The organism is Klebsiella sp. Sb-30 (assembly GCF_057652795.1).
On sequence record NZ_CM172749.1, the window covers coordinates 2,302,775 to 2,326,852 of the forward strand.

The following is a 24,078-nucleotide window of genomic DNA, read 5'->3' on the forward strand; positions in this document are numbered from 1 at the left end:
CACCTCACTCTCATTGTTATTGTGGGCTACAGTTCGAGACGCTACGGTTTCAGGGCATAGCGCAGGAGGTGCTCCCGACGCGACTGGATACGCGCCATTCGGGCATTATCCCAGCGATAAAATCCTTGCCCGCTGCGCGCACCGGTCTCGCCCCTGGCGACCTTTTCCGCCACCAGTTCCATCATTTGTGCGCCGCCGGCCAGCTCCGGCAGCAGGTGCTGACAAATATCCTGCACCGTCGCCAGCCCGGTCATATCGGCCGCCTCCAGCGGACCGACCATCGCGTAGCGGCGGCCGAGGGAGGCGCGCATGACCCGATCTACCACTTCCGGCGAGGCGATACCGCTATGGACGATATGCAGCGCCTCGCGCAGCAAAGCGAACTGCAGGCGATTGCCAACGAACCCCGGCGCCGCACGTTGAAGCACCACCGCTTCCAGCGCCGCGGTGGCGAAAAAGTCGCTCACCAGCGCGGGGAGGTCCGGGCGCGTGGCGCTGCCGGGCACCACTTCCACAAGCGGAATAAAGTGCGGCGGGTGCCAGAAGTGGGCGATTAACAGCCGCTGCGGGTGGATCATACCCGCCGCGAGGCTATCCGGCGGCAGGCCGCTGGTGTTGCTGGCAATGATCGCATCGTCGGCAATCAGCGTTTCCAGCTGAGCGTACAGCGCATGTTTGAGCGGCAAACGTTCGGGAATCGCCTCAATCAGCAGCGTCGATTCCGCCAGATCGCTGAGGCTGGTGGTCCCGGTTAAGCGCGCCAGAACCGCCTGCTGGTGGGCGGCGTCAAATTGTCCGCTCTCCTGCAGTTCATGCAAAATAGCGGCGGCAACGGCAGGGACTTCCGCCAGACGCGTCGGGTCGGTGTCGTAAAGCCGTACCCGGTGGCCGTGGCGAGCAAAGTGGCAGGCGATACCGATACCCATCAGTCCGGCGCCGAGCACCGCCAGCGTTGGTTTATACATAGTGACTCCTGTTAACGTGCGATCGTCATGGCGATACCCTGTCCGCCGCCCACGCAGAGGGTGGCAAGCCCTTTACTGACGCTCCGGCGCTGCATTTCATGCAGCAGGGTGACGAGGATCCGGCAGCCGGAGGCGCCGATAGGGTGGCCGAGGGCAATGGCGCCGCCGTTGACGTTGACCTTGCTGCTCTCCCAGCCCAGGGACTGGCCAACCGCCAGCGCCTGAACGGCAAACGCCTCGTTAGCCTCAATTAAATCCACCTCATCCAGCTGCCATCCGGCCCGGGCCAGCGCCATCTCGCAGGCGCTGACGGGACCAATGCCCATGATCGCCGGATCGACGCCTGCCACGGCGCTGCTGACAATGCGTCCCAGTACCGGCAGTCCCCGCTCCCGGGCTTTGTCAGCGCTCATCAGGAGTACCGCCGCCGCGCCGTCGTTAAGCGAAGAGGCGTTCCCGGCGGTGACGGTGCCGTTTTCCACGCGGAACGCAGGGCGCAGCTGCGCCAGCTGCTCTGGAGTGGTGGCCGGGCGGGGCTGCTCGTCGCGGGTAATGGTCTGCGGCGGTTGCTTCCCCTGTCTGACGACGACCGGCACGATCTCTTGTTCAAAGCGGCCCGCGTCGATCGCCGCCGCCGCTTTCTGCTGTGAACCGGCGGCAAAGGCGTCCTGCTGTTGGCGATCGATGGCATAGCGGTCGGCGAGATTTTCTGCCGTTACGCCCATGTGATAGTCGTTGAAAGCATCCCACAGGCCGTCCTGAATCATGCTGTCCCGCATGCTGCAATGGCCGATGCGTAGCCCGGCACGGGCGCCGTCAATCAGATAGGGGGCATTGCTCATGCTCTCCTGCCCCCCGGCGATGACCACCTGGGCGTCGCCGCTGCGGATCGCCTGCACCGCTTGCTGCACGGCTTTCAGCCCGGAACCGCAAACCAGATTCACCGTCACTGCCGGACAGTCGATCGGCAGACCGGCGCGTAAGGCCGTCTGGCGCGCCGGATTCTGCCCGCAGCCGGCGGTTAAAACCTGGCCGAAAATAAGCTCGTCGACTTCCGTTACCGACAGCGAGCAGCGGGCCAGCAGGCTGCGCACGACTTCGGCGCCGAGGTCAACGGCGGAAAGCGCTGAGAATACGCCACGAAAGCTGCCGATGGGCGTTCTGACCGCACTGACAATCACCACTTCTTTCATGTTGCCTCCTCAGTTGAAACGCATTTCACAGACGTCGTCCGGGACAATCAGGCGTCCGGCGGTTTTGCGCCTGATGTCGTCGAGGGTGACGCCCGGCGCGTGTTCGCGCAGGACGAAGGCCCCGTCGCGTATCTCCAGCAGGGCGAGGTCGGTCAGTACCCGCCGAATACAGCCGACGCCGGTCAGCGGCAAGGTACAGCGCGGCAGGAGTTTGGATTCGCCGCTTTTCGAGGCGTGGGTCATCACCACGATGATGTTTTGTGCCCCGGCCACCAGATCCATTGCGCCGCCCATGCCTTTCACCATTTTTCCCGGGATCATCCACGAGGCGATATTGCCCTCAACGTCAACTTCAAAGGCGCCGAGAACGGTCAGATCGACATGACCGCCGCGGATCATGGCGAAGGACTGCGCGGAGTCGAAGATCGCCGCGCCGGTCCGGGCGGTGACCGTCTGTTTCCCGGCGTTGATCATGTCGGCGTCGAGCTCCGCCTCGTGCGGAAAACCGCCCATACCGAGCAGGCCGTTTTCGGATTGCAGCATGACGTCAACGCCTGCCGGGATGTAGTTGGCCACCAGCGTCGGGATGCCGATCCCGAGATTGACGTAGTCGCCATCGCGCAGCTCCCGGGCAACGCGGATAGCCATTTGTTCGCGAGTCAGCATAATCAGAGGCTCCCTGCGCGCAGCGTGCGCTGTTCAATGCGTTTCTCGAACTGGCCGACGATCAGCCGGTCGACGTAGATGCCGGGGGTGTGGATTGAAGAGGGCGGAAGTTCCCCCGGCGGGACGATCTCTTCAACCTCGACCACCGTAATGCGCCCGGCGGCGGCCATCAGCGGATTAAAGTTTTGCGCCGTATGGCGATAGATAACGTTGCCGTACCAGTCCGCCTTCCAGCCTTTGATGAGAGCGAAGTCGCCGGTGATGGCCTCTTCGAGGATGTAGTGCTTACCGGCAAACTGGCGCACCTCTTTTCCTTCCGCCACCGGCGTACCGTAGCCGGTGGCGGTGTAAAAACCGGGGATGCCTGCGCCGCCGGCGCGAACTTTTTCCGCCAGCGTGCCTTGTGGGGTCAGCTCCACCTGCAGTTCGCCGCTGAGCGCCTGCTGCGCAAAGAGGGCGTTTTCGCCGACATACGAGGCCACCACTTTGCGTACCTGGCGCGTCTCCAGCAGGATGCCAAGACCGAAACCGTCGACGCCGCAGTTATTCGATACCACCGTCAGCCCCTGTACGTTCCGGCGTTTGACTTCGGCAATCAAATTTTCGGGAATGCCGCACAGGCCAAAACCGCCGGCCAGCACGGTCATACCATCCGTTAACCCTTCCAGCGCCGCTTCGTAGCTGGCGACGCGCTTATCCAGTCCTGCCATGTTTCACCTCTGCTGGCTTGCGATGGGGCTATCATTGGCGGCGCAGACTGATTTGTTAATTTTGAATTTGTGACCTACTCATTGGGTTTTCTTATTAATTTGTTGTTAACTAAATTTTTTCAATTAGTTAACGGGATGAAAAATGAGAATGAGTGTCAAACAGTTACGCGCGTTTTTAGCGGTAGCTCACACTCTGAATTTTGCCCACGCCAGCGAACGGCTGAATATTTCGCAGCCGGCCCTCAGTCTGACCATCAAAGGACTGGAGGAGGGGCTCGGCGGCGCATTGCTGCAACGCAGCACCCGCCGGGTGACGCTGACTCAGGAGGGGGAGATCTTTTTACCGATGGCTCGTCAGCTGCTGGCCGACTGGGATAACGCCGAAGAGGCGATGCGCCAGAGCTTTACCCTGCAGCGTGGCAAAATCTCGATCGCGGCCATGCCCTCGTTTGCGGCAAACGTCCTGCCCGAGGTGTTGAAAGCCTTTCGCGATCGCTATGCCGGAATTAACGTGACCGTTCACGATGTGATTAACGAGCAGGTGATAGAAATGGTTCGTGAAGGGCGGGTGGAGATGGGGATCGCCTTTGAGCCGGCGCCAACCAATAATCTGCTGTTTACGCCGCTGGGCGTTGACCGTTTTATCGCGATTGTGCCGAAATCATCGCCCCTGGCCGGTAAACATCGTCTCTCCTGGCGCGAGCTGTTGACGCTGGATTTTATTACGCTGCAGCGGCCTTCGGCGGTCCGCCTGATGCTTGAAGAGGAGCTGGCGCGCAGCGGTCGTCAACTGGATGTTGCGCTTGAGAGTCACCAGCTAGTGACGGTCGGCAGAATGGTGGCCAGCGGCCTCGGCGGCAGCGCCGTCCCGGCGCTCTGCCAGTCGCAGATGCAGGCGCTGGGCGCCGTATGTCTGCCGCTGGATAACCCGCCGATTGAGAAGTGTGTCGGGGTGATCCATGCCGGTCATCTGCAGCTGTCGAAAGCGGCGCAGGCGTTGCTGGGCACGCTGAAGGGGGCATTTACGGCTTGACTGACGGGCGAGGATAAAAAAAACCGGCGTGGTTAGCCGGTTCAGGAATCAGATTTTGCAGGCGTCGCCACAATCATCATCGGCAACGATCGCTTCGGCTTTTTTGTCAGCGTCTTCAAGGCGTTCGGCATTGCGCTCTTGCGCTTCTTCCAGACCGCTGAAGACCAGATTGTCGAGATCAATTTCCATGAGTTACCCACTTTAGTTCACTTTTGACTGAGGTCAGATTATAGAGCAAAACCATGCCAGGATGAACCCTCGGCGCCCCGTTACCGCACAGAGCGGTAATAGCGTGGCGCCGCGTGATATTTTCATCTGACGCCAGAAGAGACTGCCAATAATAAGAGTTGACATCCCCCGGCCTTTAATTATAGGCGTGAGAATGATTATCTACCTATTTATTAAATGAAAGGACAACGACTCACTAATCAAGCGTTGACTTGAACTATTTATGATATTATGGCCGCGATTATGGTTGATTCTATGGATCTTGATCAATGGCTCAAACAGCAACAGTTGCCATCAAAGAATGGCGAAAAAATAATAAATTGATTTGTCAAATTAAACTCAAATATAAAAAGGTCTTACGAAAATGCAGAGAAATACCTCTCGCAGGGGGAAAGTATAAGGAATATCAAGCGCTTTGTGATAAATATGTTTGCGCCAGATTAACCGGTGCAACGCAGGGGCTGGTCAGTTTTCAGGATAAGCCGTTCAAAGCCTATTTAAATAAAAAAATGTCAAGAAGAGCCAAGCTGGATATTGCCTATGGCTCCTTGATTTTTATCGAGAAAACCTTTAGCGCAGCCGCGCTGCCACAGCTGTATAACGTGGTGGAGTATGGGCTGACCGTGGCGGAAATTCCGCTGAAAAACGGTAGCCACATTGCGGTGAAATTGCTGGCTTCGCCTTTTCAGGAAGAGGGCGAACTGATGCTATTAATGCTTCAGGATGGAAAACGCATTTACAGCATCTGTTTTTCCTGCACCGAGGATGGCCGGGCTTATATCGGCGGCATTCAGGGAGGGAAGGATATTGCCAATGATGAAATTAAAGTGCTGACTAAAGAGCTGCACGGCACCCGACCGAAAAATTTAATTATCTCTCTGCTATATGGTTTTTTACAGCATAGCGATATTAAAGAGATCTATGCCATCGACTCCGATTTTCACGTCAAAAGCGAGAAAGTACAAACCAGTTATGCTGCGCTGTGGCTGGAAGTCGGGGGCGAAAAACATCGTCGCGGCTGGTATAAATTACCGCCGCAGGAGATCAAAAAAAGTATAGAAGAGGTCAAAAGCAAACATCGCAGTCAGTTTATCAAACGCGAAGGTTTGAAGGAGCTGGCGCAGCTGGAAATGAAGGCAGCTCTGCGGCAAATCAGTGGGTCCCGGCCCGTAAACTAATTTGCACCTACCGGTGTGCTGGCCCACAGGGGGCTGTTGGCCAGCCATCTCCCGCCCGTTTATCCTCCTCTGGTGATTTATCACGCGCTTTATCACCGTTTCTGATGCAACTTCCGTTTATATATTAAAAAATTTTAAACATTTAATGCTGGTTTGTTTTACATAACTTTTACAAATCCATATACTTTATTACGTTCTTCGCTCGGCTCATGAGCGTCCAACCAGGATGTTATGCGGTCTGCATCCGATTTGTTTGGATCGGATGCTGTTAAAAATAAATATATTGGTTATAACGACTAAAGTCGTATGGGATGAGATATGGACGAACAGCGAGGTAGCGGCAGGAGGATCTTCTTCACCGTCTACCGGGTTATATTTGTATTACTCAGTTTTTGTACTGGACTCTTTTTCACTTTCTGGGGCGGTAAGCTCCTGACTCTGGGCGGTAGCGCCTGGTACCTGTTGGCTGGAGTGGCCTATCTGCTTATCGCCATCGGATACCTTATCCGCAGTCAATACGTCCTCCCTTTCACCATCGTGACCTTCTTACTGACCCTTGTCTGGGCGCTTTATGAAGTGCAGCTCAGCTACTGGGGACTGATTCCTCGTCTGGTGGTTCCGGCTCTGCTGCTGATGCTGGGCCTGTGGCTGGCCACAACGCTGCCGGTCAAACGCACCGCGGTCCGCTATGCGAACTGGAGCGCCTCGGCGATTTTCATCGCGCTGCTGGCGACGCTGGTCTCGGCGTTTTCTCCCCACGGTGGCATTCATCATGGCGTGGTGAAAGCCGCCGCCGATAGTAAGCCAACCCTCGCTTCCCAAAGCGACAACTGGGAGTTTTTCGCCCGCGATGCCTCAGGTACCCGTTTTGCTCCATACGATGACATTACCCCGGAGAACGTGAAAAACCTGAAGGTGGCGTGGACCTACCACACCGGCCGCCGGGTAAGCGGCCCGGGGATCGGGGTGGATGAGAATACGCCGCTGCAAATTGGCGATACGCTCTACTCCTGTACGCCGCTGAACGTGGTCACCGCCCTGGATGCGGATACCGGGAAAGCGCGCTGGCGCTTTGACCCACACGCGCAGACCGCAGAGCACGTTACCTGCCGCGGCGTCGGCTACTATGATGTGCAAAACGATACGACGCTGACGGCGCAGGAGAAAGCCAGCCCGGACCTGCAGCAGTGTCCGCAGCGGATTCTGGTCTCTACCGTCGATGCGCGCCTGCTGGCGCTGAACGCCAAAACCGGCGAGCTGTGCGATAACTTCGGCCGCCACGGTAGCGTCGATCTCAAGCAGGGGATGGACAACACCGAAAACAGCAAGCGCTACCATCCGACTTCGACGCCGGTGATCATGGGGCATATTGCGATACTGGGCGGCTGGGTTCGCGATATTATTCACGGCGAACCTTCCGGCGTGGTCCGCGCCTTCGATGTGCGCAGCGGCAACGTGGTTTGGGCCTGGGATGTGGGGCAACCGGAAAATGTGACCGATCCGCAAAAAGGGCGGGTGTACACACTCGAAACGCCGAACGTGTGGACGGTTCCGGGCTTTGATAAAGAGCTGAACCTGGTTTATCTGCCGACCGGCAACGGTCCGCCGGATTACTGGGGCGGCGATCGTAATGAGGCCAAAGAGAAGTACGGCTCTTCGGTGGTGGCGGTGGATGCCAGCACCGGTGAAACAAAATGGGTCTTCCAGACCGTTCACCATGATGTCTGGGACTATGATTTGCCGTCTCAGCCGGTGCTGTTCCATATGAAAAATGACCAGGGCGAAGAGGTTCCGGTCCTGATTCAGACCACCAAAACCGGTCAGATCTATGTTCTCGATCGTCGCACGGGCAAACCGGTGACGCGCGTTGAGGAACGGCCGGTAGCGCACGAAGGCGCAGAAGGCGAACGTCTTTCTACCACGCAGCCGTTCTCGACCGGGATGCCGCAGCTCGGCGTTGAGCCGTTAACCGAGAAATCCATGTGGGGCGTGACGCCGTTTGACCAGCTGATGTGCCGCATTGACTTCAAGGAGTCCACCTACCTTGGGATGTATACGCCGCCGTCAGAGAAGCCGTATATCGAATGGCCGAGCCTGTTGGGCGGCATGAACTGGGGCGGCATCACCATCGATGAACGCACCGGGACGCTGTTTGTTAACGACATGCGTATGCCGCTGAGAATGTCTCTGGTGCGTCAGGAAGATATGGCGAAATACAAGGTCTCCACCGACGAAGTCCCGGGCTTTATGGGCACCGTCCGTCCGCAGATCGCCGGGCCATATGGCGGCGTGCGGATCGATATTCTGCAATCCGCGCTGGGGATTCCGTGTAATACGCCGCCGTTCGGCACGATGAGCGCCATCGATCTCAATACTCGTCAGCTGATGTGGCAGGTTCCGATGGGCTCCGTCGAGGATACCGGTCCGCTGGGTCTGAAAACCCATATGCATATCCCGCTGGGTATGCCGACGCTGGGCGGCCCGACCTCGACCGCTTCCGGGCTGATCTTCTTTGCCGGGACCCAGGATAACTACCTGCGGGCGCTGGATTCCGCAACCGGTAAAGAGCTGTGGCGCGCGCGTCTGCCGGTAGGCGCAGTGGCCGCGCCGCTGATCTACAAATCGCCGAAAACGGGCAAGGAGTATGTGGTGATCTCCGCCGGCGGCGCCAGCCACTCCCCGGATGTGGGCGATGATATTATTGCCTATGCGCTGGAAGAGTAGCGCCCTGAAGGCGGCGTATTGAGTTCGCCGCTCCGCCAGGTTAAAACCAGCCAGCGTCATTGCTGACTGGTTTTTTTTTGCCTCAGCTCAGGTGCCGGCCACGTTGACCGACAGTCGCAGGGCCTCGCGCTTTAGCAGGAGGCGACCACCTCATGGCAGGCCACAAAGTGGCCGGCGGCTATCTCACGCAGCGCGGGGATTTCGCGGCGACAGCGGTCGTTAGCGCTCGGGCAGCGTGAAGAAAAACGACAGCCGGGCGGCGGATTCGCGGGATCGGGGATCTCGCCTTGTACAACCGCGACGGGTTCGGCGTGCGGCTCGAGCGTCGGTACCGCCGCCAGCAGCGCCTGGGTGTAAGGGTGGCGCGGTTGGGCAAACAGCGCATCGCGACTGGCGGTCTCCACCAATTGTCCGAGATACATCACCGCCACGTCATCGCAGAGATGCTCCACCACGCCAAGGTCATGGGAGATAAACAGAAAGGTAACGCCGAAATCGTCGCGCAGATCGGAAAACAGGTTGATGATCTGCGCCTGGATAGAGACATCCAGCGCCGAGATCGGCTCGTCGGCAATGATAAAGTCCGGGTTGAGAATCAGCGCCCGGGCAATCCCGATACGCTGGCGCTGACCGCCCGAGAACTCATGTGGAAAGCGATTGTAGTGGTGGGGCGCGAGGCCGCAGATCTGCATGACCGCAATCACCTTGTCATAGAGTTCCGCCCGGCTGCACAGTTTATGCTGCAGCATGGCTTCGCCAATCGCCTCGCCAACGCGAATCCGCGGGTTCAGTGAACTGTAGGGATCCTGAAACACCAGCTGGATTTTAGGGCGTAGCGCCTGCATCTCCTGCGAGGAGAGGGCGGAGAGCTCCCGGCCCCGGTATTTCACGCTACCGGCGCTCTTCTCGTATAGCCCCAGTAGCGTGCGCCCCACGGTCGTTTTCCCGCTGCCGGATTCGCCCACCAGGCCGAAAATGGTCCCCTGGCGGATGCGAAAGCTGACGCCGTCCACCGCCCGTAGCTGCCCGGTTTGCTGGCCAAACAGCCCCTCGCGCAGCGGAAAGTGCTTTTTTAATCCTTCGACTTCAATGACATATTCATGGCTTTCAGTGTTCATGCAACCGGCCCCGCGGATAGGGTGTGAAAGCAGGCGGCCTGCCGCGTTGTTCCCAATAACGGAGGGAGACTCTGGCGGCAGACTGCGCTGGCCCGCTGGCAGCGGTCGGCAAAGGCGCAGCCGGCCGGCAGGGCGGCCAGATCCGGCACCTGGCCGGGAATTGAGTACAGGCGACGGCGTCGTTCGCCGGGCACCGGACGCGAGGCGATCAGCCCCTGAGTATAGGGATGCTGCGGGTGGCGTAAGATCTCGGCCGTCGGGCCAGACTCGACCACCCGGCCGGCGTACATCACCACCACCTGTTCCGCCATTTGCGCAATCACGCCCAAATCGTGGGTGATCAGCAGCATCGCCATCCGCCTGGACTGCGCCCGATCGCGCAGCAGGCGCAGGATTTGCGCCTGAACGGTGACATCCAGCGCGGTGGTGGGTTCATCGGCGATCAGCAGCTTCGGTTGGCAGCTCAGCGCCATGGCAATCATCACGCGCTGTAGCATCCCGCCGGAGAGCTGGTGCGGGTAGCTGTTCATCAGGCTATCCGCGCGCGCCAGCCCCACTTCGCTTATCAAACGGGTGGCGTGGAGCCAGGCGGCTTTGGGCGTTTCGCCACGGTGGCGAATGAGCGGCTCGCACAGCTGCTCGCCGATGGTCAGCACCGGGTTCAGCGCGGTCATCGGTTCCTGAAAGATCATCGCCAGCTGGTTGCCGCGCAGGTCGGCCATAGGGTTGGCTTTCAGACGCAGCAGGTCCTGCCCGTCAAAGAGGATTTCTCCGCTATCAATACGCGCGGCCTGGGGCGGCAGCAGGCCCATTAAGGCCATGGCGGTGACGCTTTTTCCGCAGCCGGATTCGCCGACGATCCCAACGGTCTGGCCGGCATGAATAGCGAACGACACCTCCTGTACCGCCCGCACACGCTGTTTTTCAGCGGCGAAGGAGACCGAGAGTTGTCGGAATGTGATTAACGGGGCGCTCATTTCAGCCTCTGTTTCATTTTCGGATCCATCGCATCGCGCAGGCCGTCGCCCAGCACGTTAATGGCAATGACGGTGATAAAAATGGCGATACCCGGCGGCATCCATAGCCACGGACGACGCTGGAAATCGATCAGGCTGTTGGCGGCGTCCATCATATTGCCCCAGGAGGGCGTGGGGGGAACCACCCCCAGTCCAAGGTAGCTGAGCGCCGATTCGCTCAGAATGGCATTTGCCACCGCCATGGTGGCCATAACCACCAGAATCGGAATGGTATTGGGCAGCAGATGGCCAAACAGGCGACGGCGCGCGGAGAGGCCCAGCACCCGGGTTGCCAGCATGAAATCACGTTCGCGCAGCGACAGGCATTGACCCCGCACCAACCGCGCCAGCTTTGGCCACTCCAGCAGGCTGAGCATCACCACGACCATGTAGATCCGGGCATCCGGGGAAAAATCGAGCTCGGATAACATCGCGCCAGCGACGATCAGCAGCGGCAGGCCGGGAATCGTCATGACCAGGTCCGCCATGCGCATGATCAGCTTATCGGTCAGGCCGCCGGCATAGCCGGAGACGGCGCCGAGCAGGTAGCCCAGCGCCACCGACAGCAGCATGGTGAGCAGGCCAATAATCAACGAAATACGTCCGGCCATCAGCAGGCGGGTGTAGACATCGCGGCCGAGAAAGTCGGTGCCCAGCCAGTGCTCAGCGCCGGGCGGCTTGTTAATCATCAGGACATCGGTGGCATCATCTTTCCACGGCGACCACAGCGGCCCCAGCACGCACCAGGCGGCCATCACCGCCAGCAGCAGCAGGCAAAACATGGCCAGCCGGTTGCGTTTAAGCGACCGCCAGGCCTGGCGCCACGGTGACGGGGTGATCATAGCGAGCGCCGGAATCTCCGCCTTGCGCAGGCGACGTGGCGTTGAAAACAGAGTGCTAAACATGATTATGACCTCAGCCGAATTCGCGGGTCGGCCCACGCGTAGAGAACATCGGCTATCAGGTTGCCCAGAATGGTGAGCACCGCCAGAAACAGGGTAAATCCCATCAGTACCGGATAATCGCGGGCGGCCAGTGAGTCGATATGAATATGCCCGGCCCCAGGCCAGTTAAAGACCTTTTCCGTGATGATGGCGCCGGAAAACAGTCCCGGTAACTCGAAGCCGAGCAGCGTGATAATGGGCAGCAGCGCATTGCGCAGCGCGTGTTTGAAGATCACCGTCCGTTCATGCAGCCCTTTGGCGCGGGCGGTACGAATAAAATCCATTCTGACCACGTCAAGCATACTGGCGCGGAAGTAGCGCGTCAGGCTGCCGGCCTGCAGCATCACCAGCGCCAGAACCGGCAGCACCAGGTGCGCGGCCACCTGCAGGATATAGCCCCAGCCGCGGTCATCGCTGCCGGTGTTGGTCATTCCGCCAACCGGCAGCCAGTGCAGATCCACGGCGAACCACTTAATCAGCAGCAGACAGAGGAAAAAGGTTGGAAAGGACATCGCGGCAAAGACCGCCACGCTCACCAGGTGGTCAAACAGCGAGTTTGGCTTCATGGCGGAGACGATACCCACCGTCAGGCCGATGCCCCAGTAAAAAACCAGCGCAATGCTTGCCAGCAGGAACGAGTTCCAGATGTACTGGTTTAGCAGCTGGCTGACCGGAATCTGGTACTGCAGCGAGAAACCGAGATCGCCTCGCAGCAGCTGGCCGAGCCAGTGCAGATAGCGGGTCAACAGCGGTTGGTCGAGGCCATAGATGGCTTTGAGTTCGGCGGCGCGAGCGGCAGTGAGGGTAATATTACCGTCGATAAAGTCACCGGGCGTTTTGGCAAACAGCATAAAAATAATCAATGAGGCCAGTAGCAGCATCGGCAGCGTTTGCAGCAGCCGTCTCAGGATAAAATTTCTCATAACATTCTCACATCAGCCGCCGGGTTATTCCGGCGGCTGTGATGGTTACCTGGCGATTTTCACATCCGGCAGGCTGCCGGTCAGGCCGTTATAAATATCCGGTTTAAAACCGGATACCCTGGCGCTGCTGGCCGAGAGAATCTGGCGGTAGCCGAGAAGAATGACCGGCGGGTCTTCCGCCAGCACCTGATACAGCTGGTGGTAAATCGGCTTACGTTTTTCGACGTCGAGCACGGCGTTGCCCGCGTTAATCAGCTTATCGACCTGTGGATTGTTATAGCCTGACTCTTTGGCTTCAGTGCTGTAGAAATCCCATACGCCATCGTGCGGGTCGTTGAGCGTGCTGGTGCTAAAGGAGGCCAGGTCATAGTTGCCCGCTTTACGCTGGGCCATCAGGGCGTTGAAGTCGACCACCTGCGGCTTGAGCACGACGCCGATCTGCTGCCAGTTCTCTTTGGCAATCGGGATCAGCGCATCGTTGAGCACCTTCTTACTGACCAGCAGCGTCAGCTCCAGACGCTGGCCGTCTTTCACGCGGATGCCGTCCGGACCCGGTTTCCAGCCCGCTTCATCGAGCAGTTTTTTCGCCTGCGCCGGATCGTAGTGATACGGGTTAACCCCCTGCGGATTGTAGGCCCAGGAGATAGGGGCGATCGGTTCAACGGCCACCTTGCCATAGCCCTGGTACACCACATCGATCAGCTTCTGGCGGTCGAGGCCGTAAATCAGCGCCTGACGAACTTTGACATCCTTCAGCGCCGGACGACGGACGTTAAACTCCACCTGGCTGTAATCGCTGGAGCCGTAGAGGTTGATATTGGCGAAGCCGAGCATTCTCAGCTGTTCGATATCGTCCGGGCGCGAGGTAAAGGCGTCGTAGTCGGTTTCGCCGGTCTGGAACAGCTGGAAGTTGGTCGACGGGTTGGTGACGCGGTAGATAAAGCGCGGCGTCGGCGGTGTGCCGCGGTAGAAGTGGCTGTTAGCGTGGAAACGAATCTCCTGGCCCGGAATATATTTGTCATAGACGTAAGGACCGTTGCCCAGCGGTTTTCCGTGCAGGGTGCGGAGATAGTCGAGGTTGCCGCGCTGATACTCTTTGCCGTACCAGGCTTTCGACAGCACCGGCCCTCCGATCCGCGAAAGGGTGGTGGCCCCGGGCTGCGTCGTCGTGACCTGCAGGGTCAGCGGGTCGATGACCTTCAGGCCGCTGACGCTGTCGGCTTTCCCGGCTTTATACTCGGCGCCGCCGGCAATGTTGGCGAGGGTAATATCGGTATCGCCGTCATACTTTGGATCCAGCAGCACGGTCAGAGTAAAGGCGACATCTTCCGCGGTGAGCGGCGAGCCGTCGCTGAAGGTCAGATTCGGCCGCAGCTTGATGGTATACACTTTGTTGTCGGCGCTCACTTGCCAGCTTTCGGCCAGGCCAGGGACCAGGTTGCCGTGGCTGTCCCAGTCAATCAGGCGTGAAAAGATGACGTTGGTGACGTTTTCGTCCCAGCCGTTAACGAAGAAGTAGGGGTTAAAGATCCCCTGCGGCTCGGAAATCCCGGCGACGACGGTGTCTTTACGCAGTTTGGCTGCCGCCGGGATCTGGCTGGCATCGGTGGCCGGCGTGATGCCTTCCTGCAAAATATCGTCCGCGCTGGCCACAGAAGAAAATGCCAGCGTGCCGCCGATTAACGCGATTCCAAGAGCGTGTGAAAATCGCGTCCGTTTAGTTTTTAATCCGTGCAGTAATCTGGACAAAAGTGCTCCCTCATCAAATGATTGCGCTGAAATTTACAATTCATGACGAAAGATAAGAGGCGCACCACGGCCTGTCTAACAACGAAAAAATATGATTTATAGCGAATCAGCATTAGCAATAATCTGGCAATAAAATGCCAGATTTTGATTAAGACGTAGAATTTTCCACCGACAGGTCCGTAGCGAGAGTCAGACGGTCCGCGACCCAGCCGTGCTGACCCAGCGCGCGCTCATCCAGCGGCCGGGGCAGCCGGATGCGCAGTTGCCCGATGACCCGCCCCTGAATCTGCTCGCAGTTGCCGTACAGCAGGCGTGCCCCGTCGCCGAGCAAAGCAGCGATATGGTGTAAATCCGGTTCACCGCCGCTGCTGCCGTCGAAGTGCAGGGTCACCAGCTGCGAGCCGTCCACCGACGACAGGTTCTCGCCGGGACGACCGTGATGCAGCGTACTGGTCATGCTGCGCGTCACCTCGTGTTGCGGGTTGCCAAACACTCGCCACACCTCGCCCTGTTCGATAATGTGCCCGCGCTCCAGCACCGCCACCCGATCGCAGAGCGTGCGGATAACCTCCATTTCATGGGTAATGAGGATAATCGTCAGACCCAGGCGCTGGTTAATCTCTTTCAACAGCTTAAGCACAGAGAGGGTGTTTTCCGGATCGAGCGCCGAGGTTGCCTCGTCGCAAAGCAGAATTTCCGGCTGGGTCACCAGCGCACGAGCGATCCCGGTGCGCTGCTTTTGCCCGCCGGAGAGCTTTGCCGGCCAGCTATCGCGCAGGGCGCCGAGGCCGACCAGTTCCAGCATCTCATCGACCCGACGCTGTCTTTCGGCCCGCGGGACGCCGGCCATCTTGAGCGGCAGCTCGACGTTTTGCGCCACCGTTTTGGTCGACATCAGGTTGAAGTGTTGAAAGATCATCGCCACCCGGCGGCGCAGGTCGCGCATCTGACTGCGTGAATAACGCAATGTCTGTTCACCGTGAATGGTGATTTCGCCGCTGTCGGCGTTTTCCAGGCGATTAAACAGGCGCAGCAGCGTCGATTTCCCGGCGCCGCTGCGGCCGATAATGCCAAAAATCTCGCCCTGATAGAGCGTCAGGTCAATATTCTGCAGCGCCTGAACGCCGTTAGGGTAGGCTTTGCTTATTCCGCTTAACTGGATATGCGGTACGGCATGAGGATCGTGAGTCACGGTAGTTTGCTCCATCAACCTTGAAAAACCGGCAGCATCAGCGCTGCCGGATACGCTCCGGCGATCAGAAGCCCGGGACGATTTTGCCTTTGTAGCGGGTCAGGATAAAATTGCGCACCGCGTCGGAGTGCAGCGCTTTCGCCAGCTTCTGGATCCCCGGATCGTTGAGGTTATCGGGACGGGCCACCAGATACTCGACGTACAGATCGCTGCCTTTTTCCACCAGCAGGGCTTTATCGGTGTCGATCCCTGCTTCCAGCGCATAGTTGGCGAAAATAAACGCCAGATCGACCTGATTCACCGCCCGTGCCAGCATGGCGCCTTCCAGCTCGCGAATTTTAAAATGGTGCGGGTTGGCGACAATATCCCGGGTCGCCGATTGCGGATCCTTCGGATTTTTCAGGGTCAGCAGGCCGGCATCGCTTAACATGACCAGCGCCCGCCCGGTGTTGACCGGATCATTCGGCACCGCGATGGTTGCGCCATCCGGGAGCGCTTTGATGTCGTGGTATTTGCTGGAGTAGGCGCCAAACGGTTCAATATGGACGCCTACCACCGGCACCAGATGGGTATGTCGCGTCTGGTTGTAGTTCTCGAGGAACGGACGGTACTGATAGTAGTTGGCGTCGAGGTTTTTCTCCGCCAGCTGTTGGTTGGGCTGAATAAAGTCGTTAAAGACTTTGATTTTCAAATCAACGCCCTGTTTGGCCAGCTCCGGCTTTACAAACTCAAGGATTTCCGCGTGCGGTACCGGCGTGGCGCCGACGGTCAGCGTCTCGTTGGCGGCGACAGAGGCGGAGAAGAGGGTCAGCAGCCCGGCAGCGATAAGGTTTTTTTTCACGATGTTGTTCATGGTTTTTTCCTGGAAAAGTAGCGTGAATGTGTTATTTACGGCTCATGTACCGCACGAGGCGGTCGCCGCTCATCTGTAAAATCTGCACCAGGGCAATCAGCAGCAGGACGGTGACCACCATCACGTCGGTCTGAAAGCGCTGGTAGCCAAAACGAATCGCCAGATCGCCGAGCCCGCCGCCGCCGATAACCCCGGCCATAGAGGTGTAATCCACCAGCAAAATCGCGGTAACGGTGACGGCGGCAAGCAGTCCGCCGCGTGATTCGGGCAGCAGGGTGTGCCAGATCAGCTGCGCGGTATTGCCGCCCATTGACCAGCTGGCCTCCACCAGACCGTGATCCACCTCGCGCAAAGCGCTTTCCACCAGCCGGGCGAAGAAAGGCGCGCAGCCCGCCACCAGCGGCGGAATGGTGCCCTGTACGCCCAGGGAGGTGCCGGTAATTAAGGTGGTGACCGGGATCATGACGATCAGCAAAATAATGAACGGCAGCGAACGCAGGACGTTGACGCAAAGCGACAGCAGGCGATACAGCCGCGGGGCGTGCAGCAGCTGCGGCTGGCCGGTGAGGTAGAGGACAATCCCCAACGGCAGGCCGAACAGTACGGTAAAGCCCAGCGACCAGCCCAGCATGATTAACGTGTCGATGCCCGCCTGGGTCACATCGCTCCAGTCGATATCGGCAAAAAACTCCAGCACGGGGGCCACCTTAGTTCCAGTCGTGACGCTGTGGGCGAATGCCGTTTAATACCCAGTTGCCGAGCAGCTGATATTTCCAGCGTACCGGGTCGTGCAGGGTGTGAACGCGCGCATTGCGCCAGTGGCGATCGAAGTTGTGAAAGTTGCCGGTCGCCCGGGTGCCGCTGAGTTCAAACAGGCGGCTGGCGGCGTCAAGGGCGACCTCGGTGGTGAACACTTTGGCGCGGGCAACGGCGATGGAAGCCTGCGCCACATGCTCTTCGCTGAGATCATGTTTAAACCGGTCGAGAACCTTGCCTGCCTGCTCCAGCAGCGCCTCAGCGGCGGCCAGTCGGCTATCAATCTGTCCGATATGGTAGATGGTGAGCGGATCGTCGCTGGCCCGTTCGACGCCGGCATCAATCCACGGTCGGGCGAACTGGCGAACAAAGGTGACCGTGTCGTTGAGGGCCGCGCGGGCGATCCCGGCATCAATCGCGGCGGTGGTGAGCTGCGCGAAGGGGCCGGCGAGCGTCGGCGTGGCATAAGATTTCCACGTCGGGAAAAGATGGAACGGCGCGACCGCCAGATTCTCCGCCAGGACCGTGCCGCTGGCGGTATTCCGCTGTCCAAGGCAGTCCCAGTCATCGAGCACCGTCAAGCCAGCGCTGTCGCGCGGTACGAAGGCCAGCTGCGCGCGATCGTCGGCGTCCAGCGCCAGAATACCTATCCAGTGGGCGTAGAGCGATCCGGTGCAATAGCCCTTACGTCCGTTGATGTACAGCGTTTCACCGCGGGTTTCCAGGCGGGTGCGGATATCGAGCACCGTTTTGCCGCCGGTCTCGGAGAGCGCGTTGGCAAAACGATACCCCTGTAGCACCAGACTAAAAAAGAAGGCCTGCTGCTCTGCGCTGCCCTGCAAACGAATGTCCTCGAGCAGGCAGTAGTGGTTTTGCGGAATTTGTCCGAGCGACGGATCGGCGGCGGAGATGATGGCAATCACCTGGGCCAGAGTGGCGGCGGAGACCTCGGCACCGCCCCATTGGCGCGGCACCGTGATGCCCCACAGGCCGCTGTTGGAGAAGGTATCGACAATCTCGGGCGCCACCGTCCCGTGACGGTCGCGTTCTGCGGCTCCGGGTTGTAGCCGCTGGGCAATCTCGTGGGCGATGGCGATGGCTTCTTCATCGCTGCCGATGACATGGGCATTCGGCGAATGGCGGGTGTAGCTGACAGGCGATTTACTTTCTGACATACGGATTTCTCGTGGTTAACTAAATGGCTATATGCAAAAAATGGATAACTAAATAACCTATAATTCCAATGTGTTATATGTGAATAGCAAAGGCTGTGCCAGTTCGCGGAGAATTTTTAGATGAATAAAATCAATTAATTACGTTTCTATTTGCCGGAGGGGCTGCTGCAAATGCAGCTGCGGTGATAGCAGGCTGTTGCATTTCCGACAGCCTGCGCCGGGGAAACTTGCTGCAACAAGCGTTATGTAGTTTGATATATATCGAAAAATGATCATCAGAGGATCGGCAATGCATCTGTTTATGTTCTACGTCGGTGGCAATGCGGGTAAATCGAATATTGAAGTCCATGACATTCAGTTTGTGGTGGCGCGAACCCCGGAAGAGGCGTGGCCTGCGCTGCGCGAGGCCTGGTTTGGCGATGCGGATAAAATCCATATTGACGGCTATAGCAGGATCCGCTGGGCCGATGGTTATGAGGTGACTTTGGCCAGAACGCCTGCTCACGACGGAGTGAAGCTGTTCTTTGTTAACGCCGGCGGCTATCGATCCGACACCCTGGCGGAGCTACATGAATTCGGACTGTTTGCGGCGAGTGATGCGCGGGAGGCGAAGGCGAAAGCGCTGCAGACGCTGCTGCGCGGCGCCTGGCAGCAGCATAAGGACAACCTGCAGGCCGTCGATGATTGTCTGCTGCTGGACAAGGTGGGCGACTGGTATCTACACCTGACGCCCAACGCTGCGGGCGAGGCGGCAAAACCCGAGTGGCAAGGCTATCAACCGATTGGGATTTGAAATCCTGTCAGCGCCGGGAGGCATCCTCGCTCATTGCCCGTCAGATTTTGGCCAGATTGACTCGCGCTGAGAGGGCCTGATGGCTCTCTTTACGTTCGCTGTATCGCCCGGCGAGCAGCGGGGTATGGCCTTTCAGCAGCTGGGTTATCTTGAACAGCTCTTCGCTGACGTCGACGATTCTGTCGTACCACGGCGAGGGCTTCATGCGACCCTGTTCATCAAACTCCTGCCAGGCTTTGGGGACAGACGATTGATTCGGGATAGTAAACATCCGCATCCAGCGCCCGAGGATGCGCATCTGATTGACGGCGTTGAACGACTGGGAACCGCCGCACACCTGCATCACCGCCAGCGTTTTGCCCTGAGAAGGGCGAACAGCACCTTCGCTCAGGGGGATCCAGTCAATCTGGGCTTTCATCACCGCGCTCATCGCGCCATGTCGCTCCGGTGAACTCCAGATCATCCCGTCGCACCAGCGCACCCGTTCACGCAGTTCAACCACTTTAGGGTGCGATTCCGGCGCATCATCGGGCAGCGGCAGTCCGGAAGGATTGAAGGTCTGGACGCTGGCGCCCATGGCCGTCAGCAGTCGCCCGGCCTCTTCCGCGGCGAAGCGGCTGAAAGAGCGCTCGCGAAGCGAGCCGTAGAGAATGAGGATGCGCGGTGGCGCCCGATCCGGGAGCTTGTTGGCAAGTTCAAAATCAAAAAATTCATGTTGCAGGGCAGGAAAATCAGCCATGGGGGAACGCCTTTTTTTGAGAGCGGTTGTTTCAAAATTAATATATATGATTTAGCATATATGTAAATGTCACGCTAAGGAATCGAAAATGCCGCATCCGCTAGAGGTTTTTAAAATATTGTCTGACGCCACGCGCCTGACGATCGTGATGTTGCTCAGGGAGCAAGGTGAACTGTGCGTCTGCGATATTTGCGCGCTGACAGCGGAATCACAACCCAAAATCTCCCGTCATATGGCGATTCTTCGCGAGGGAGGGCTGGTTCTTGACCGCCGGGAAGGGAAATGGGTGCACTACCGTTTGTCGCCGCATATGCCGGCCTGGGCGGCAGAGATCATCGACAGCGCATGGCGATGCCTGCGTGATGAGGTGCGTGCCCGGGTCGCTGACGCTTCGCCGTCTTCCTGCTGATGGCGGCTTAATATATCTGTTATTACATATTTGATGGGGTGAGGAATGCTGCTCGCAGGGACCATTTTTTTATTGACGCTGCTGCTGGTTATCTGGCAGCCGAAGGGACTCAGTATCGGCTGGAGTGCGAGCCTGGGGGCGGCGCTGGCGCTGGCGTTCGGCGTTATTCATCTGAGCGATATTCCGGTGGTCTGGAATATTGTCTGGAATGCCACGGCGGCGTTTATTGCGGTGATTGTTATCAGTCTGCTGCTGGACGAGTCGGGCTTTTTCTCCTGGGCGGCACTGCACGTTGCCCGCTGGGGGAACGGGCGCGGGCGGAGACTGTTTAGCTGGATAATTCTGCTGGGCGCCGTCGTGGCTGCGCTGTTTGCTAACGATGGCGCGGCGCTGATTCTGACCCCCATTGTTATCGCGATGCTGTCGGCGCTGGGTTTCAGCCAGCGCGCGACGCTGGCCTTTGTGATGGCTGCCGGTTTTGTTGCCGATACCGCCAGCCTGCCGCTGGTGGTGTCGAATCTGGTCAATATTGTTTCGGCCGACTTTTTCCATCTTGGCTTCAGCAGTTATGCGGCTGTTATGGTGCCGGTCGATATCGCGGCGATCCTCGCGACCCTGGCGATGCTGCATCTGGTCTTTCGTCGCGATATTCCAGCGGTCTACGATCTGGCCCTGTTGCCTGAACCGGCCAGCGCGATTAAAGATCGCCCGACGTTCCTGACCGGTTGGGTGGTGCTGGTGGCGCTGCTGGCCGGCTTTTTCATCCTGGAACCGCTGGGGATCCCGGTCAGCGCTATTGCCGCTGCCGGCGCGGCGGTGCTGCTGGCGGTGGCGAAAAAGGGACGAGTCATTCATACGGGCAACGTGCTGCGCGGCGCGCCGTGGCAAATCGTCATCTTTTCGCTGGGGATGTATCTGGTTGTTTACGGTCTGCGCAATGCCGGGTTAACCGACGCGCTCTCCGGCGTGCTGAATGTGCTGGCGGAAAACGGGCTGTGGGTGGCCACGCTCGGCACCGGGGTGCTGACGGCGGTGCTCTCGTCGCTCATGAATAATATGCCGACGGTGCTGGTCGGAGCGCTATCCATTGATGGCAGCACGGCAACAGGGGTGATTAAAGAGGCGATGATCTACGCCAACGTCATTGGCTGCGATCTGGGGCCAAAAATCACCCCCATCGGCAGCCTTGCGACGCTGCTCTGGCTGCATGTTCTGGCGCAAAAGAACAGAGCCATCTCCTGGGGCTACTATTTCCGTACCGGGATCATCATGACCCTACCGGTACTGCTGGTGACGCTGGCCGCACTCGCTTTGCGTCTCTCTTTTTCTCTGTCGTGAGAACCTGATATGAGCAACACCATCATTTATCACAACCCGGATTGCGGCACGTCGCGCAATACGCTGGCCATGATCCGCAACAGCGGTATTGAGCCGACGATTATCTACTATCTCGACACACCGCCGTCGCGGGAAGAGTTAGTGGGTCTGATTGCGGCGATGGGGATAACGGTGCGCGCGCTGCTGCGTAAAAACGTCGAACCCTACGCGCAGCTGGGGCTCGATGATGAAACCCTTAGCGACGAACGACTGATCGAGAGCATGTTGCAGCAGCCGATCCTGATTAACCGGCCCATTGTGGTCACCCCGTTGGGCACACGCCTTTGTCGTCCGTCGGAAGTGGTGCTGGAGATCCTTACCCAGGCGCAGAAACAGCCGTTTCGTAAGGAGGACGGGGAATGGGTCGTGGCGGCTTCAGACCAGCGGCAGCCATAAGGTATCCGGCTCGGCAAACCCCGCTTCAACCTGGGCGAAAAAACGGCTGGCGTGCAGCCCATCCACAAAAGCGTGGTTGAATTTACCCGCGACCGGAATGACGCCGTTTTTCAGTTTGCCCCAGGTGAGCGCCGGAACCGCCGCGCCCGTATAATACTCGGCCTGGGTGATGGCGCTAAAATGGAGCCACGGTAGACAGCTGGCGCAAAAAAAGTGCTCGCCCTCGACAATCAGCGGCGCCGGATCGGTGGTTTTTGCCGCCTCAATATTCGGCGTCGCCGCCCGGCTAAAGGCGGCGAAGTCGGCGGCATTGTTGCACCACACCTGACGAAACCCTTCCTGGGCGGTCATGACGGGCGTCATCACCGCAATATCATCATATTCAATAATATCGTCGCCTCGCATCCGCTGCTTGAGCTGAGGTACCGCGTTGGCTGCCCGCAGCAGCGCGTAGAGCGCCAGCTGGAAAAAGGAGACCTGGCGATCCTTCGCGCACTCATACAAGCGCTGTGCTTCTACCGGCACGCAGAGGTTGAAGCTGGGGTTGGCAAAAGTGCGATAAAACTCGAAATGATCTCGACGATGCCAGCTCTCTTTATCGATGACATGGTAGGTAGACACGGCGCGTTCCTGCTCAGAATGGGTTGCAGCGATGACTATGCAACGATTTCAATCAGATTGCCATCCGGGTCTTTGATCACCGCTTCATAATAGCCGTCGCCGGTCGTGCGCGGCGGGGAGACTAAAATCCCCTGTGTTTCTGCCCGCTTCGCCAGCGCATCGACCTGCTGCGCGCCGCCGACGGAGATAGCCAGATGTACCCACCCAGTGTGGTTATTGTCCGGCGTGACCGCCTGCAGCCCCGGTTTGCACATCAGCTCAATGGCAATATCTTCGCCAATTTTCACAAAATAAGACTCAAAGCCGGGATTGGTCCGGCTGCAATATTTTTCGTTAATCTGGCCGTTAAAGAAGCTGGTCCAGAAACGGGCCTGTTGTTCAAGCTGCCGGGTCCAGAGCGCGATATGGGCAATTTTCATTTTTACCTCTTTACAGGGTAGGTTGACAGAGCCGGGCGGATGCATGATCATGCTCCTTAATGCTCGGTTAAGATAACTTCAGGAGTTAATGTGCTCGATTATGCAGCTTTCCCTCAGCAACGACAAGCGCTGATTTGTCAGATCCTCCAGGAAAACGGTCGGGTGGTCTGTAGCGAGCTGGCCAGCCGCTTAAACGTCTCCGAGCATACAATTCGCCGCGATCTGCATGAACTTAGCAAAGACGGGTTCTGTAAAAAGGTCTACGGCGGCGCGGTAATGAACCTGCCGGAAGCCGGGGATTACAGCGAGCGGAAAGACAAAAATGCAGCAACAAAACTCAGAATCGCGCAGAAATGCGCAAGGCTGGTGAAGCCCGGCGGCTGCATCTTTATCGATACCGGTACCACCAATCTGGCGATGGCGGAGGCGCTACCAGCCGAACTGGCGTTAACGGTGGTGACCAATTCGCCGGAGATAGCCGCAGAACTACTCAAAAAGCCGCTGTATGACGTGGTGATGCTTGGCGGGCAGGTTCAGCGAGCGTCGGGCGGCTGCGTTGGCGCTTCGGCGGTGGCTCAGCTGCAGGGCGTGCTGTTTGATCAGGGGTTTATCGGCGGCTGCGCGATGGCGCCGGAATCCGGTCTGACCGGATTCGACTATGCCGATTGCGAATTTAAAAAAGCGGTGATTAAACAGTGCAGTGAAATTATCGTCGGCCTGACTTCGGATAAAATTCCGGCGGTGGCCCGTTTTGTCGTCGCCCAAAGCGGCGATATCGATGTGCTGGTGGTGGAGGAGAACATCAGTCGCGAGTATCGCGACACGTTCCGCGAGCACGATATCCGCATTTATACCGTCTGACCCCCGCTAAACGCCGCCGCATCGGCGACAGACCTCCTGC

General features: G+C 58.5%; 25 protein-coding genes. 8 read left to right on the top strand and 17 right to left on the bottom strand.

Annotated features, from left to right (window positions below; all coding sequences use genetic code 11):
* Nucleotides 1-41: 41 nt before the first annotated feature.
* From AC236I_RS10785 to AC236I_RS10800, 4 genes are read right to left on the bottom strand one after another with little or no spacing between them, the layout of a single operon-like run.
* Nucleotides 42-965: a 3-hydroxyacyl-CoA dehydrogenase family protein gene (locus tag AC236I_RS10785; protein ID WP_015584154.1), complete on the bottom strand. Its 924-nt coding sequence runs from the start codon at nt 963-965 to the stop codon at nt 42-44.
* Between the two features lie 11 nt (nt 966-976).
* Complete coding sequence (locus AC236I_RS10790) at nt 977-2,158, bottom strand: acetyl-CoA C-acetyltransferase (protein WP_431684853.1); 1,182 nt, start codon at nt 2,156-2,158, stop codon at nt 977-979.
* A 9-nt stretch (nt 2,159-2,167) separates the two neighbouring features.
* Nucleotides 2,168-2,824 carry a CoA transferase subunit B gene (locus AC236I_RS10795; RefSeq protein ID WP_004862947.1) on the bottom strand — a complete coding sequence of 219 codons (657 nt, stop codon included), beginning with the start codon at nt 2,822-2,824 and terminating at the stop codon, nt 2,168-2,170.
* A 2-nt stretch (nt 2,825-2,826) separates the two neighbouring features.
* Nucleotides 2,827-3,534: a CoA transferase subunit A gene (locus AC236I_RS10800; RefSeq protein WP_004862943.1), complete on the bottom strand. Its 708-nt coding sequence runs from the start codon at nt 3,532-3,534 to the stop codon at nt 2,827-2,829.
* Nucleotides 3,535-3,676: 142 nt separating this feature from the next.
* Between AC236I_RS10800 and AC236I_RS10805 the strand changes: the two genes are divergently transcribed.
* Nucleotides 3,677-4,567: a LysR family transcriptional regulator gene (locus AC236I_RS10805; protein ID WP_004862938.1), complete on the top strand. Its 891-nt coding sequence runs from the start codon at nt 3,677-3,679 to the stop codon at nt 4,565-4,567.
* Between the two features lie 48 nt (nt 4,568-4,615).
* Here the strand turns inward: AC236I_RS10805 and AC236I_RS10810 are convergent, their stop codons facing one another.
* A complete protein-coding gene (locus tag AC236I_RS10810) occupies nt 4,616-4,756 on the bottom strand; it encodes a hypothetical protein (protein WP_004862935.1) in 141 nt (46 codons plus the stop codon).
* 308 nt (nt 4,757-5,064) lie between these two features.
* Between AC236I_RS10810 and AC236I_RS10815 the strand changes: the two genes are divergently transcribed.
* Together AC236I_RS10815 and AC236I_RS10820 are read left to right on the top strand one after the other, a co-directional pair.
* The gene (locus AC236I_RS10815; protein ID WP_004862932.1) at nt 5,065-5,973 is read left to right on the top strand and encodes a DUF535 family protein; all 909 of its coding nucleotides are present in this window, start codon (nt 5,065-5,067) and stop codon (nt 5,971-5,973) included.
* A 318-nt stretch (nt 5,974-6,291) separates the two neighbouring features.
* The gene (locus AC236I_RS10820) at nt 6,292-8,697 is read left to right on the top strand and encodes a membrane-bound PQQ-dependent dehydrogenase, glucose/quinate/shikimate family (RefSeq protein ID WP_004862928.1); all 2,406 of its coding nucleotides are present in this window, start codon (nt 6,292-6,294) and stop codon (nt 8,695-8,697) included.
* A 131-nt stretch (nt 8,698-8,828) separates the two neighbouring features.
* Here the strand turns inward: AC236I_RS10820 and AC236I_RS10825 are convergent, their stop codons facing one another.
* The 9 genes from AC236I_RS10825 to AC236I_RS10865 form a co-directional block, all read right to left on the bottom strand.
* Entirely contained in the window at nt 8,829-9,815 is a 987-nt protein-coding gene (locus tag AC236I_RS10825) for an ABC transporter ATP-binding protein (RefSeq protein WP_004862923.1), read from the bottom strand.
* Complete coding sequence (locus AC236I_RS10830) at nt 9,812-10,792, bottom strand: ABC transporter ATP-binding protein (protein WP_015584159.1); 981 nt, start codon at nt 10,790-10,792, stop codon at nt 9,812-9,814. The genes AC236I_RS10825 and AC236I_RS10830 overlap by 4 nt, the downstream gene beginning before the upstream one ends.
* Nucleotides 10,789-11,736 (bottom strand): oligopeptide ABC transporter permease, encoded by a 948-nt coding sequence (gene opp4C, locus AC236I_RS10835; protein ID WP_054829409.1) that lies wholly within the window; start codon nt 11,734-11,736, stop codon nt 10,789-10,791. Before opp4C ends, AC236I_RS10830 begins: the two co-directional genes overlap by 4 nt.
* Before the next feature lie 2 nt (nt 11,737-11,738).
* Nucleotides 11,739-12,698, bottom strand: a complete 960-nt coding sequence (locus AC236I_RS10840) for an ABC transporter permease (RefSeq protein WP_015584160.1) — start codon at nt 12,696-12,698, stop codon at nt 11,739-11,741.
* A gap of 45 nt (nt 12,699-12,743) precedes the next feature.
* Nucleotides 12,744-14,447, bottom strand: coding sequence for an ABC transporter substrate-binding protein (locus AC236I_RS10845; protein WP_015584161.1), 1,704 nt, complete (start codon nt 14,445-14,447; stop codon nt 12,744-12,746).
* A gap of 148 nt (nt 14,448-14,595) precedes the next feature.
* Complete coding sequence (locus tag AC236I_RS10850) at nt 14,596-15,654, bottom strand: methionine ABC transporter ATP-binding protein (RefSeq protein WP_015584162.1); 1,059 nt, start codon at nt 15,652-15,654, stop codon at nt 14,596-14,598.
* Between the two features lie 49 nt (nt 15,655-15,703).
* Nucleotides 15,704-16,480, bottom strand: a complete 777-nt coding sequence (locus AC236I_RS10855; RefSeq protein WP_064359814.1) for a MetQ/NlpA family ABC transporter substrate-binding protein — start codon at nt 16,478-16,480, stop codon at nt 15,704-15,706.
* A gap of 43 nt (nt 16,481-16,523) precedes the next feature.
* Nucleotides 16,524-17,189, bottom strand: coding sequence for a methionine ABC transporter permease (locus AC236I_RS10860; RefSeq protein ID WP_015584164.1), 666 nt, complete (start codon nt 17,187-17,189; stop codon nt 16,524-16,526).
* 10 nt (nt 17,190-17,199) lie between these two features.
* Entirely contained in the window at nt 17,200-18,423 is a 1,224-nt protein-coding gene (locus AC236I_RS10865; protein ID WP_316936010.1) for an SfnB family sulfur acquisition oxidoreductase, read from the bottom strand.
* Between the two features lie 289 nt (nt 18,424-18,712).
* Here AC236I_RS10865 and AC236I_RS10870 point away from each other — a divergent pair, with 289 nt between their 5' ends.
* Nucleotides 18,713-19,216: a DUF1543 domain-containing protein gene (locus AC236I_RS10870; protein ID WP_015584166.1), complete on the top strand. Its 504-nt coding sequence runs from the start codon at nt 18,713-18,715 to the stop codon at nt 19,214-19,216.
* A 40-nt stretch (nt 19,217-19,256) separates the two neighbouring features.
* Here AC236I_RS10870 and arsH read toward each other — a convergent pair whose 3' ends face one another.
* Nucleotides 19,257-19,955, bottom strand: a complete 699-nt coding sequence (gene arsH, locus AC236I_RS10875) for an arsenical resistance protein ArsH (protein WP_128319179.1) — start codon at nt 19,953-19,955, stop codon at nt 19,257-19,259.
* A gap of 88 nt (nt 19,956-20,043) precedes the next feature.
* On the opposite strand from arsH, the gene AC236I_RS10880 reads away from it, so the two are divergent.
* From AC236I_RS10880 to arsC, 3 genes are read left to right on the top strand one after another with little or no spacing between them, the layout of a single operon-like run.
* Nucleotides 20,044-20,364 (top strand): metalloregulator ArsR/SmtB family transcription factor, encoded by a 321-nt coding sequence (locus AC236I_RS10880; RefSeq protein WP_004862888.1) that lies wholly within the window; start codon nt 20,044-20,046, stop codon nt 20,362-20,364.
* A 45-nt stretch (nt 20,365-20,409) separates the two neighbouring features.
* Nucleotides 20,410-21,702 (top strand): arsenic transporter, encoded by a 1,293-nt coding sequence (locus AC236I_RS10885; RefSeq protein ID WP_015584168.1) that lies wholly within the window; start codon nt 20,410-20,412, stop codon nt 21,700-21,702.
* A gap of 9 nt (nt 21,703-21,711) precedes the next feature.
* Nucleotides 21,712-22,137 carry a glutaredoxin-dependent arsenate reductase gene (gene arsC, locus AC236I_RS10890; protein ID WP_015584169.1) on the top strand — a complete coding sequence of 142 codons (426 nt, stop codon included), beginning with the start codon at nt 21,712-21,714 and terminating at the stop codon, nt 22,135-22,137.
* Here the strand turns inward: arsC and AC236I_RS10895 are convergent.
* The gene (locus tag AC236I_RS10895; protein WP_048024870.1) at nt 22,117-22,758 is read right to left on the bottom strand and encodes a CatA-like O-acetyltransferase, family 1; all 642 of its coding nucleotides are present in this window, start codon (nt 22,756-22,758) and stop codon (nt 22,117-22,119) included. The genes arsC and AC236I_RS10895 overlap by 21 nt on opposite strands.
* A 35-nt stretch (nt 22,759-22,793) precedes the next feature.
* Entirely contained in the window at nt 22,794-23,177 is a 384-nt protein-coding gene (locus AC236I_RS10900) for a VOC family protein (RefSeq protein WP_015584171.1), read from the bottom strand.
* 90 nt (nt 23,178-23,267) lie between these two features.
* Between AC236I_RS10900 and AC236I_RS10905 the strand changes: the two genes are divergently transcribed.
* Nucleotides 23,268-24,038 carry a DeoR/GlpR family DNA-binding transcription regulator gene (locus AC236I_RS10905; protein WP_004862872.1) on the top strand — a complete coding sequence of 257 codons (771 nt, stop codon included), beginning with the start codon at nt 23,268-23,270 and terminating at the stop codon, nt 24,036-24,038.
* Nucleotides 24,039-24,078 lie beyond the last annotated feature (40 nt).